This is a genomic window from Actinomadura spongiicola, assembly GCF_003432485.1.
GTDB lineage: Bacteria > Actinomycetota > Actinomycetes > Streptosporangiales > Streptosporangiaceae > Spirillospora > Spirillospora spongiicola.
Genome location: NZ_QVNQ01000022.1, coordinates 1 through 10,793, shown reverse-complemented (window position 1 = coordinate 10,793; position 10,793 = coordinate 1). Strand labels below are relative to the sequence as shown.

At 70.6% G+C, this 10,793-nt stretch carries 8 protein-coding genes and 1 rRNA gene; 3 read left to right on the top strand and 6 right to left on the bottom strand.

Features of this window, described 5'->3' with window-relative positions:
• Positions 1-434: 434 nt before the first annotated feature.
• From D0T12_RS34605 to D0T12_RS34595, 3 genes are all read right to left on the bottom strand, one after another.
• The gene (locus tag D0T12_RS34605; RefSeq protein WP_117405310.1) at positions 435-1,646 is read right to left on the bottom strand and encodes a pyridoxal phosphate-dependent aminotransferase; all 1,212 of its coding nucleotides are present in this window, start codon (positions 1,644-1,646) and stop codon (positions 435-437) included.
• 68 nt (positions 1,647-1,714) lie between these two features.
• The gene (locus tag D0T12_RS34600; RefSeq protein ID WP_117405304.1) at positions 1,715-4,225 is read right to left on the bottom strand and encodes an ABC transporter permease; all 2,511 of its coding nucleotides are present in this window, start codon (positions 4,223-4,225) and stop codon (positions 1,715-1,717) included.
• Positions 4,222-5,010: an ABC transporter ATP-binding protein gene (locus D0T12_RS34595; protein WP_117405308.1), complete on the bottom strand. Its 789-nt coding sequence runs from the start codon at positions 5,008-5,010 to the stop codon at positions 4,222-4,224. The genes D0T12_RS34600 and D0T12_RS34595 overlap by 4 nt, the downstream gene beginning before the upstream one ends.
• Positions 5,011-5,388: 378 nt before the next feature.
• Here D0T12_RS34595 and D0T12_RS34590 point away from each other — a divergent pair, with 378 nt between their 5' ends.
• Entirely contained in the window at positions 5,389-5,895 is a 507-nt protein-coding gene (locus tag D0T12_RS34590; RefSeq protein WP_117405306.1) for a DUF523 domain-containing protein, read from the top strand.
• Positions 5,896-6,199: 304 nt separating this feature from the next.
• Here the strand turns inward: D0T12_RS34590 and D0T12_RS34585 are convergent, their stop codons facing one another.
• Both D0T12_RS34585 and D0T12_RS34580 read right to left on the bottom strand, forming a co-directional pair.
• Positions 6,200-6,592, bottom strand: a complete 393-nt coding sequence (locus D0T12_RS34585) for a VOC family protein (RefSeq protein WP_117405302.1) — start codon at positions 6,590-6,592, stop codon at positions 6,200-6,202.
• Between the two features lie 441 nt (positions 6,593-7,033).
• A complete protein-coding gene (locus D0T12_RS34580) occupies positions 7,034-8,350 on the bottom strand; it encodes an alpha/beta fold hydrolase (RefSeq protein WP_117405300.1) in 1,317 nt (438 codons plus the stop codon).
• A gap of 133 nt (positions 8,351-8,483) precedes the next feature.
• Here D0T12_RS34580 and D0T12_RS34575 point away from each other — a divergent pair, with 133 nt between their 5' ends.
• Both D0T12_RS34575 and D0T12_RS34570 read left to right on the top strand, forming a co-directional pair.
• A complete protein-coding gene (locus tag D0T12_RS34575; protein WP_117405298.1) occupies positions 8,484-9,644 on the top strand; it encodes a sensor histidine kinase in 1,161 nt (386 codons plus the stop codon).
• Positions 9,641-10,321 carry a response regulator transcription factor gene (locus tag D0T12_RS34570; RefSeq protein WP_117405296.1) on the top strand — a complete coding sequence of 227 codons (681 nt, stop codon included), beginning with the start codon at positions 9,641-9,643 and terminating at the stop codon, positions 10,319-10,321. Before D0T12_RS34575 ends, D0T12_RS34570 begins: the two co-directional genes overlap by 4 nt.
• Positions 10,322-10,673: 352 nt before the next feature.
• On the opposite strand, the gene rrf is transcribed toward D0T12_RS34570, so the two are convergent.
• Positions 10,674-10,790, bottom strand: a 5S ribosomal RNA gene (gene rrf, locus D0T12_RS34565).
• Between the last annotated feature and the right edge of the window lie 3 nt (positions 10,791-10,793).

Below are 10,793 nucleotides of genomic sequence, written 5' to 3'. Positions count from 1 at the left end.
CGGTGGGGCACAAGGACCTCCGGGGCGTGGAGTGGCTGTGTGGTAGCTCCACACCACGCCAGGAGGTCCTCCCTATTTCAAGATCATCCACCCCGTGTCGCCGTCACCAACGTCCATGGGCAGTACACCTAGCGGCTCGCTACGTGACCGTTCCTGGGCGAACGCGACATCGCTTCGCGATCCACCCGGCTCCGCTCGCCTCCGGCGTCGCTGCACCGGGCGGGTCACGCGTTCGGTGCGGGCTAGGGCCGCTGTGTTCAATGCAGGAACGGCGCACTCCCCTCGCCTGGCGCTTGCTGCGTGATCGGGCCTGGGCAGGCGCGGCATCGCTTCGCGATTGGCTGGTTTTGCTTGCCTGCGGCGTTGCTGTGGCGGGCGGGCACGCGTTCGTGGGTGGGGCTGAGGCCACGTCGAAGCAGAGCCCGGCCCGTTGGTCAGCGGCGGTAGGTGCGGAGGAAATCCCCGATGCGGCCGATGGCGTCTTCGAGGTCGTCGGCGTACTGGAGGGTGACGACACGGAAATGGTCGGTGGCGGGCCAATTGAACCCGGTGCCCTGCACGACGAGGAGCTTCTGCTGTTCCAACAGGTCGAGGGCGAAACGCATGTCGTCCTCGATCGGGTACATCTCGGGGTCGAGCCGCGGGAACACGTACAGCGCTCCCCGGGGACGGACGCACGAGACGCCCGGCAGGTCGTTCAGGAGTTTCCAGGCGCGGTCGCGTTGCTCGCCGAGCCGGCCGGTCGGCAGGACGAGGTCGTCGATGCTCTGGTGGCCGCCGAGCGCCGCCTGGATGGCGTGCTGGCCGGGGACGTTCGGGCAGAGCCGCATGTTCGCGAGGATGTCGAGGCCCTCGATGTAGGACTCGGCGTGCTCCTTCGGCCCGGACAGCGCGACCCATCCGGCGCGGAATCCGGCGACGCGGTAGTTCTTCGACAGCCCGCCGAACGTCAGGCACAGCAGGTCGGGGGCCAGGGACGCGATCGGGATGTGCTCGGCGTCGTCGTAGAGGATCCGGTCGTAGATCTCGTCCGCGAAGACGATCAGGTTGTGGCGGCGGGCGAGTTCGACGATGCCGGTCAGCACCTCGCGCGGGTAGACGGCGCCGGTCGGATTGTTCGGGTTGATCAGCACCAGCGCCCGCGTCCGGTCACCGATCTTCGCCTCGATGTCGTCGAGGCCGGGTGCCCAGTCGGCGGACTCGTCGCACAGGTAGTGGACGGGCGTCCCCCCGCAGAGTGACACCGCGGCCGTCCACAGCGGGTAGTCGGGCGCCGGGATCAGCACCTCGTCGCCGTCGTTCAGCAAGGCCTGCAACGTCATGACGATCAGTTCGGAGACGCCGTTGCCGAGGTAGACGTCCTCGACGTCGACGCCGGTGACGCCGTCGTCCTCCAGGCGCTGCACGATGGCGCGGCGGGCGGGCAGGATGCCCTTGGAGTCGCTGTAGCCGTGCGCCTCCGGCAGGTTGCGGATCATGTCGTGGAGGAGCTCGGGCGGGGCCTCGAACCCGAACGGGGCCGGGTTGCCGATGTGCAGTTTGAGGATGTTGTTGCCCTCGGCCTCCAGCTGCTTGGCGCGCTTGAGGACCGGACCGCGGATGTCGTAACAGACGCTGGTGAGCTTGCCCGACTGGTTGACCTGCATGGACAACACCATAGCGGCGCGTCCCGTCCCCGCGCCGGTCCGCGGCGGCGAGGGGACGGGAAACTCCGTCACGGCGCGGAGATCGCGGACAGTATCGCCAGCCGTGCCGCGCGCCGGGCCGGACGGATCGCGGCGAGCGCCCCCGCCACCGCGCCGACCAGCGCGACCACCACGAGGGTGACGACGGGTGGCGCGAACGGGTTGCCGAGCGCGCCGCCGAGGCCCCAGCCGAGGAACAGGCCGAGCCCGATCCCGCCGCCCGTGCCGAACAGGGCGACGATCACCGCTTCCCAGCGGACCATGGACCGTATCTGCGGGCGGGTCGCGCCGACCGCGCGCAGCAGTCCGAGTTCCCGGGTCCGTTCGTGGACGGCCAGCGACAGCGTGTTGGCGATGCCGAGCAGCGCGATGACGATGGCGAGGATCAGCATCCCGTAGACGACGGTGATGAAACCCTGCGCCTCCTCGGTCTGCGCGGTGACGAACTCGTCCTTGGTCTGCACGTCCGGCGCCCCGTACGGTTCGGCGAGCGCGGTGAGAGCCCGTCGCGCGTCGGCGACGGACGCGCCGTCCCTGAGGTCGACGAACGCCCGCGTGTCGAGCGGCTGCCGGTTGTGCGCGTCCCACACCGTCCGCGGGACGAGGTAGTCGCCCGTCATGTCGGTGTTGTCGTAGACGGCGCCGATGGTGAGCCGCTGCGACGTGCCGTCGGCGAACGTCACGGGGACCTGCGAGCCGACACGCCAATTCTTGTCGTCGGCGACGCTCGCGGAGACGGCGAACGTGCCCGCGTCCGCCATCGTCCCCTGGGTGACGTCCAGGTCGAGGACGCGGCCGAGGGCGGACGGGTCGGCGACGCTCACGGTCGACGCGTCGCCGTCCACCCGCAGGCTGCCGGTACCGGCTCCCGCGACCCGTTCGACCTGCGGCAGTTTCGCCGCGTCGCGGGCGAGGCCCGTGCCGAACCCGCCGGTCGCGTTGTTGCCGGCGTTGACGACGAGCGGTCCCTTGAACGATTCGGCGACGCTGTTCTCCAGCGACGCGCCGAGCGACCCGATGAACACCGTCATCAACGTGACGACCCCGACGCCGATCATCAGGGCGGTCGCGGCCCCGGCGGTGCGTTTCGGGCTGCGGGACGCGTTGTCGCGCGCCAGCGTCCCGGACACGCCGCGAGTCCGCGCCGCGGGCCCGCCGATGAGGGCGGCGACGGGACGCGCCGCGACCGGGCCGAGCGCGACCATCGCGACGACGCACAGGACCGCGCCCGCACCCGCCATCGCCGGTTGCTCGGTGACCGCGCCGAACAGGACGGTCCCCGCGGCGACGGTGCCGAGCACGGCGCCGACGACGACGCGGGTGGCGGTCGGCCGGGCCGCCTCGGCGGCGACCTCGCGCAGCGCGGCCAACGGCGCCACCCGGGACGCCTTCACCGCGGGCCCGAGCGCCGCGACCAGCGTCACCAGCAACCCGACCGGCACCGCGATCATGAGCGAGGTGGTGGAGACGGTCAGGCCCTCCATGGCGATCCCGATCCGGAACTCCATGAACAGCCACCGCAGCAGCTGCGCGAACCCGAGCCCACCGCCCAGCCCGGCGAGCGTGGCGGCGGCGCCGATGATCAGCGCCTCGAACCCGACGATCGTCATGACCTGGCGACGGCCGGCGCCGAGGGCGCGCAGCAGCGCCGACTCTCGGGTCCGCTGCGCCATCGTGATCGCGAACGTGTTGTGGATGCTGAACGCGGCGACCAGCAGCGCCACCCCGCCGAACGCGCCGAGGACCGTCCGGAAGATCTGCAGGAACCCGGACTCGATCTTGGACATGCCCTCGTCGACCTGCGCCTCGTTCGTGATGGCCTCCGTCCCGGCGGGCAGGACGGGCTTGATGCGGGCCGCGAGTGCGTCCTGGCTGACGCCGTCCTCCGCTCGAACGGACACGCCGGTGATGCGGTCGGACGCCTTCGCGACGTACTTGCGGGCACCTTCCAGACTGAACGCCGTGAACGACGTCTCACCGAACGCCTTCTCGTCGCCGAACATGCTGATTCCGACGACGGTCACCGGGACCTTCTCCGGCGTGAGCACCGCCGTCCGGTCGCCGACCTTCAGCTTGCCCTCGTCGGCGAACAGCCGGTTGACGACGACCTCGTTCGGCGCGCGGGGCGCACGCCCCTCCGCGAGCCGGTACGGGTTGAGCTTCGGGTCGGTCAGCCAGTTCCCGGCCCGGCGCGGGCCACGTGACTCGACGATCGTGCCGTCCTTGGCGAGCAACTGCCCAGACCCCTCGATGACGGGTTCGGCGTTGGCGACGCCGTCCACCCGACGCACCTGGTCGAGGACGGACGCGTCGATCTGACCACGCGACCCCCACGGCTCGTCACTGACGCTCGTCGAGTTACGGACACTGACGTCCGTCTGTCCGAACGCCTTGGAGTAGTACCCGTCGATACTCCCCGCGAGGGTGTCACCTAGGACGAGCGTTCCCGTCAGGAACGTCACGCCGAGGAAAACCGCCAGCAGGGAGCCGACCATCCGGCGTTTGCGTCCCCAGAGTTCCTTGAAGACGAGCGGCATCATCGGGGGTCCCCCAGCCCGCGCATCCGGTCCAGCACCCGGTCGGGCGTGGGCGCGTCCATGACGTCGACGATCCGCCCGTCGGCGAGGAACACCACCGAGTCGGCGTGGCCCGCCGCGACCGGGTCGTGGGTGACCATCGCGACGGTCTGACCCAGGTCGTCCACGGCGTTGCGGAGCAGGTTCAGCACCTCACCACCGGTGCGGGAGTCGAGGTTGCCGGTGGGCTCGTCCGCGAAGATGATCTGCGGCCGGGTGACGAGCGCACGCGCCAACGCGACCCGCTGCTGCTGCCCGCCCGACATCTCCGACGGCCGGTGCGACAACCGCTCCCCCAGTTTCAGGACGCGCACGACCGTGTTCAGCCACTCCGCGTCGGGACTCGTCCCCGCGAGGGTCATCGGCAGGACGATGTTGTCCCGCGCGGTCAGCGTGGGCAGCAGGTTGAACGCCTGGAACACGAACCCGATCCGCTCACGCCGCAGCTTCGTCAGCCGCCGGTCCGACAGGGCGCCGAGCTCCTGGTCGCCGACGTAGACCTTCCCGGACGTCGCGTCCTCCAGCCCCGCCACGCAGTGCATCAGCGTGGACTTCCCCGCACCGGACGGACCCATGATCGCCGTGAAGCGCCCGGCCGGAAGCACGACGCTGACATCGTCGAGCGCGCGCACCGCCATGTCACCGGACCCGTACACCTTGGTGAGGTTGACCGTGCGCGCGCCCCCTCCCTCGGTGACCGCGCCCGAATTCTCGTTGATCGTTCGCCTTGCCTCTGCTGCGTTTCCCATGCCCCGGATCGTCGCGTCACGCATCACCGCCCGTCGTCGGGTCAGAAGAGGCACCCCGCCTGCTCCCCACGAAGCACCGCCCCACCCCCACGTACGCCAACGGCGGTACACCGCGCCGTCAAAGCCACCGCCCGAACACACGTCCGGCACGGACACCTCGACCTGGCGACCGACAACGCGGGTATCACCATCGGCGGGCTCACCGAGAATTCACCGCGCGAACGCCGCCCCGCGCCTCTGCACGACCGTGACCTCGCGCGCACCCACGGCCGTCTCGCCTGTCCGGGTGTCCGCCTCAGCCCACGCGGCACAACTGCCGTAACCGCATCAGCGACCGAACGAAACGGGCTCACGATCGGCGCACATAGGCTGGTGGACGTGGAACGGATCCTGGTCAGCTCCTGCCTCGTGGGGCGACCCGTCCGCTACGACGGAGCGGCCAAGCCCCTCGACGCCGACCTCCTCGAACGCTGGCGCGCGGAGGGACGCCTCCTCCCGTTCTGCCCGGAGGTGTCCGGAGGACTGAGCGTCCCGCGCCCACCGGCCGAGATCGTCGGCGGGGACGGTCACGCCGTCCTCGACGGAACCGCCCGGATCCTTACGAACACGGGCGTGGACGTGACCGCGGAGTTCCTCCACGGCGCCCGGCAGGCCCTCGACGCGGCCCGCCGTACCGGCGCCCGCGTCGCCCTCCTCAAGGAAGGCAGCCCGTCCTGCGGCAGCCAGAGAATCTACGACGGCACGTTCAGCGGCACACCCGTCCCCGGCGACGGCGTCACCACGGCGCTCCTCGAACGTGCGGGCATCCACGTCTTCAGCGAAAACGAACTGCCCGCCGTGGATTCCCTCCTTCAAACCCTGGAAGAGCACGACCACCCGTCTTAAGCCTGTCCCGTAGCAGCAAAAGGCTCTGATCAGCGATAGAGCAAGCCTCTGACATTCCTATGCCCCGGTCACACCGTCGTGGACAGTCGCGCATGAGGGCAATGCCGCACGGTGCGTAAGGGACACCGCCGCGTTCGCGGCACCAGTCGCACAGGATGGTCGAGACCCTTACGTGGGAGACGCGAGCGCGAACGCCGCGGCGCATCGAGTCAGATCATCTTCGACCGCCGGCCAACTCCGGTAACGCGAAAGACCCGGTCCCAGAGGATCGCTAGATCCTGTTGGAGAAGTGCTGGGTCGAACGTCACGGAACAGATCGTAGGGACAGGCAGAACTCGTTGCCTTCGGGATCAGCCAGGACGACGTTGTCCGGGTGCCGAGCCTGAACGGTCGCGCCGAGAGCGGTCAGGCGTTGAATCTCTGCCTCCTGCTCAAAAGCAAGCAGGTCCAAGTGGACGCGGTTCTTCACGCTCTTGGCCTCTGGCACGAGCTGGAACCACAGACGGGGTCCTCCCTCTGTCGACTCAACGAGCACAGTCGGATCGTCCTCAATACTGGTGATTCCCAGGGACCGCAGCCGGGCCAGTTCCTCGTCGTCATACGGTGCGACGGCATAGCCGTCCAGAGCGGCGGCCCAGAAGCGGGCTGTGGCCGCGGGGTGAGCGCAGTCGAACACGATGTCACGGAGTCGCGCCATCTTCCCATGATCTACGCACCTGATGGTCAATGCCCAGGAACGCCACAGACCAGGCAATGAGGAACATGTCTTTCGGCGAAACGGCGTGCCCGGGTGAGGCTCGGGTTCGACAGCGCCGAGTTCCTGGTCGCCGACGAAGAACTGGCCAGACGTCGCCTCCTCAAGAGCCGCCACGCGGTGCATCAGCGTGGATTTCCCGGCCCCGACGGCCCCGTGATCGCGGCGAACCGGACGTCCGGAAACACCACGTTGACGTCGTTGAGAGCCCGCACCGCCATGTCACCCGTCCCGTACACCTTGGTGAGATGGACGGTGCCAGCTCACCCTTCGCGGGCGCCGCGTCCTTTTCCCATGCCAGGGATCGTCGCGCCCTATGTCATCAGGCGCGGAGATGCGCCCGGTGAAGCCCTTCGCGACGATTGACTACCTCCCCGGCGACGGTCAGCGGCGCGCGGCGGGCGTGGGAGGCGCCTGCCCGGTGTGGGGCTTCAGCGGCAGCGGACGTCCGGTGAGGAACGCGGTGACCGTCGAGCGGTACAGTTCCGGCTGCTCGGCGTCGATGACGTGCCCGGCGTCCGGGACCTGGACGAGCTTCGCGCCGGGAATCACGTCGCGGTACTCGCGGGCGATCTCCCAGTTCTTGTATTCGCACTGGCCGCGCAGGATCAGGGTCGGCACGTTGATGCGGCGCAGTGCGGGCCGCGGGTCGGGGACCTTCAGCGCGTCCTCGGCCGTCATCTGGTTGGAGTAGAAGCCCGACCGCGACGCGGCCTCGTTCAGCGGGCGGTCCGGATGGCAGGTCGCGGCCGACCCGACCGATGCGAGCAGCTTGTCGAAGAGCGCGTCGACGTCCCGGTCGGGCAGCAGGTCGTGCGCGGCGCGCGGGTTCACGGCCATGAGGAACGACCAGGCGACGAGCTGGGGACGGTTCTCCAGTTCGTCCATGCTCTTGCGCTGGGCGGGGGTGAGCCGGTCCCAGATCTCGCCCTCGCCGGACTCCTCCCACTCCTTCGGCCACAGCGCGCCTGGCGAGGTGAGGACGGTGTGCGACACGCGCCCCGGGTGCGCGGCGAGATAGGCGGCGGCGAGCGTCGCGCCCCACGAGCTGCCCGCCAGGATCAACCGGTTCGCGCCGATCCGCGCCCGGATCGCCTCCAGGTCGGCGACCTGCCGGACGACGGTGTACCCGGTGGGGTCGGTCAGCCGCTGCGATCTGCCGGACCCGAGCTGGTCGTAGGTGTAGACGTCGAAGCCGAGGGCGGAGAGCGCGCGGTCCAGGTCGTCCGGCCCGGCGCCGGGGGTGCCGGGGCCGCCGTGCAGCCGGACGACGGGATCCGGACGCCGCCGCCCCTGCCCCGGCGTGAACGTGTAGGCGATGCGCGACCCGGTCGAGAGCTGCCAGTACCGGGTGTCCTGGGCGGGCAGGGGCGTGGGGTCGATGCCGAGCGGGCGGAACACCAGCAGGGCGCCCGCGACCGTCGTGACCACGGTCATCACCGCGGCGACGGCGATCGCGACGACCCCGCGACGGCGCAGGCGGGCGAGCCATCCGCCGAGGTAGGCGACGCCTCCGGAGACGGCGGCGGCGGCAGCGAGCGCGGCCACCGAGCACCCGGTGAGCGGTACGTCGGCTGCGGCGGCGAGCAGGAACGCGACGATCGCCGCGAACGGGGCGAGCAGCGCGCCCACGCACAGCAGGGCGCCGCCGCCGAACCGGCGCGGAAGCGACGCGGTCATGAAGGTCGGTGTCGATGTCATGCCGCGACGCTAGGAACGGCGACGGGCCGCGGTCGTCCCTCGGGCGGGACGCGGTTCGTCCTCCCGGAGGGGTACGGCTTCTCCTCCCGCCGGGCGATCACGCACGTCAGGGACGTTCCGTACGCTGACCACCATGCCGTCGAGCACCGTCCCGCGCCGACCGTGGTCCGCTGACAGGACCGCCGGACGCCGCTGGTCCTGGGTCGCGCTGGACGTGCTCGTCGCGTACGTGTCGGCGACCATCACCATCGGCGACTCCGATGTCACCGCGTCGCCGTTCCACGGACCGGTCGTCGCGCGGGTCGCCGCCGTGGTGTGGTTCGCCGCGATCGCCGGGCGCCGGTTCGCCCCGGCGACGGCGCTGGGCGCGGCGGCGACGGCGACCGCCGCGATGGCCGTCGCCGGTCATCCGCTCACCAATCTGTCGGCGGCGTCCGCGCTGGCCCTGACGATGGTCGCGCAGACCCGGCCGCGCCCGCGCGCCCTGGCCGTCGCGGCCGTCCCGGTCGCGGTGGCGCTCGCCGGGCTCGCCACCGTGAACACCGAGACCGTCGTGCTCGGCGCGTTTCTGCACGGTGGTGCGCTGCTCGCCGGGGACACGGCCCGGTCCCGCTGGGAGGCGGACACCGCGCTGCGGGCGCACGAGGCCGAACGCGCCGCGGCCGTCCGGCGGCGCGCGCTCGCCGACGAGCGCGACCGGATGTCCCGCGAACTGCACGACGCCGTCGGGCACGCCGTCACCGTCATGGTCACCCACGCCGGAGCGGCCCGGCTGACCCTCGGCGACGAGCGTCCGGACGTGCGCCGATCGCTGGGCTGCATCGAGGAGGTCGGGCGTGCGGCCCTCGGCGACCTCGACCGCGTCCTCGGCCTGCTGGACGGCACGGACACCACGGACCCGCCCGACCTGGCGGCCGAGCTACGCGGCCTGGTCGCCGGTCTTCCGCCCGGACTGCGCACCGAACTGGTCATCGACGGTGGGCTGCCCACAATCCCGGGGCCGGTCACCCGGACGCTGCACCGGATCGTCCAGGAGGCGCTCACCAACGTCGTCCGGCACGCCCGCGCCGGGACCGTCTGGATCGTCGTGGCGCACACCGGTGACGAGATGCGGGTCACGGTTTCCGACGACGGCGCCGCCGCTCCCGGCCCGCCGCGCCCGTCCGGCCGCGGGATCGACGGGATGCGGGAACGCGCCACCCGGCTCGGCGGGACGCTGCGCGCGGGACCCGCCCCGGACGGCGGCTGGCGGGTCGAGGCCACCGTCCCCAGCACCGCGCGGGCCGTCGCATGATCCGGGTCCTGCTCGCCGACGACGAGGAACTGATGCGTGCCGGGCTGCGCGTCATACTGCAAACCCAGCCCGACATCACCGTTGTCGGGGAGGCGTCGGACGGCGCGCAGGCCGTCCAGAGCGCCGTCGCGCTCGCACCCCACGTGGTGCTGATGGACGTGCGAATGCCGATCATGGACGGTGTCGCCGCCACCGCGGAGATCACCGCCCGGCAGCACGCGTCCCGGGTCCTGGTACTGACCACGTTCGAATTGGACGAGTACGTCTTCGCGGCCGTGCGCGCGGGAGCCAGCGGTTTCCTGCTGAAACGCACCCCACCGGAGACGCTGATCGACGCCGTGCGGACCATCGCCTCCGGGGAGGGCCTGCTCGGCCCGTCGGTGACCCGGCGGCTGCTGGTCGAGTTCGCGCGCACCTCGCCCGCGCCACCGGACACCGATACGCGGCGCCGTCTGGACCGCCTCACCGACCGTGAACGCGAGGTCCTGCTGCTGATGGGACGCGGCCTGTCGAACGCCGAGATCTCCGCCCGCCTCTACATCAGTGAGGCGACGACCAAGACGCATGTGAAGCGTGTCCTGGCCAAGCTCGACCTGCGGGACCGGATCCAGGCGGTCGTCTTCGCCTTCGACAACGCTCTCGTCCACCCTCGCGGCGAACCACCCTCGCCTCGCTGAACGAGCCGCATCAGGGCTCGCCGATGTGAGCCGGCCTCCATGTCGATCGCCGGATAACCCAGCTCATCGCGTCCGTGACGGCGCGACGTCCGTGAAGCTGATCGCTGCGGGGCGTGGGTGGGGGCCGGCCGGACCGTAGTAGACGATCCAGGACGTGAAGCAATGCCTCTCGGTCACTGGCGTCGGCGGGATTGAACGTCGCTTCGATCCCTGCTGCTCTTAGGGCGGTGATGTAGCGGGGTGACGGCTCGCGTGGCGGGAGACGAAGGCGATCCGACTTCTGAGCAACAATGCCGCCCCACGGAAATGAGAAAGGCCCCGCCGATAAACGGCGGGGCCTCCCCCAAGAAATGTCCGGCGGTGTCCTACTCTCCCACACAGTCTCCCATGCAGTACCATCGGCGCTGAAGAGCTTAACTTCCGGGTTCGGAATGGGACCGGGTGTTTCCCCTTCGCCAAAACCACCGAACGC

Bases quoted from the DNA above. Each gene is read 5' to 3' on its own strand.
- D0T12_RS34605 (WP_117405310.1), bottom strand. From the start codon at position 1,646: ATGCAGGTCAACCAGTCGGGCAAGCTCACCAGCGTCTGTTACGACATC.
- D0T12_RS34600 (WP_117405304.1), bottom strand. From the start codon at position 4,225: ATGATGCCGCTCGTCTTCAAGGAACTCTGGGGACGCAAACGCCGGATG.
- D0T12_RS34595 (WP_117405308.1), bottom strand. From the start codon at position 5,010: ATGGGAAACGCAGCAGAGGCAAGGCGAACGATCAACGAGAATTCGGGC.
- D0T12_RS34585 (WP_117405302.1), bottom strand. From the start codon at position 6,592: ATGGCGCGACTCCGTGACATCGTGTTCGACTGCGCTCACCCCGCGGCC.
- D0T12_RS34580 (WP_117405300.1), bottom strand. From the start codon at position 8,350: ATGACATCGACACCGACCTTCATGACCGCGTCGCTTCCGCGCCGGTTC.
- D0T12_RS34575 (WP_117405298.1), top strand. From the start codon at position 8,484: ATGCCGTCGAGCACCGTCCCGCGCCGACCGTGGTCCGCTGACAGGACC.
- D0T12_RS34570 (WP_117405296.1), top strand. From the start codon at position 9,641: ATGATCCGGGTCCTGCTCGCCGACGACGAGGAACTGATGCGTGCCGGG.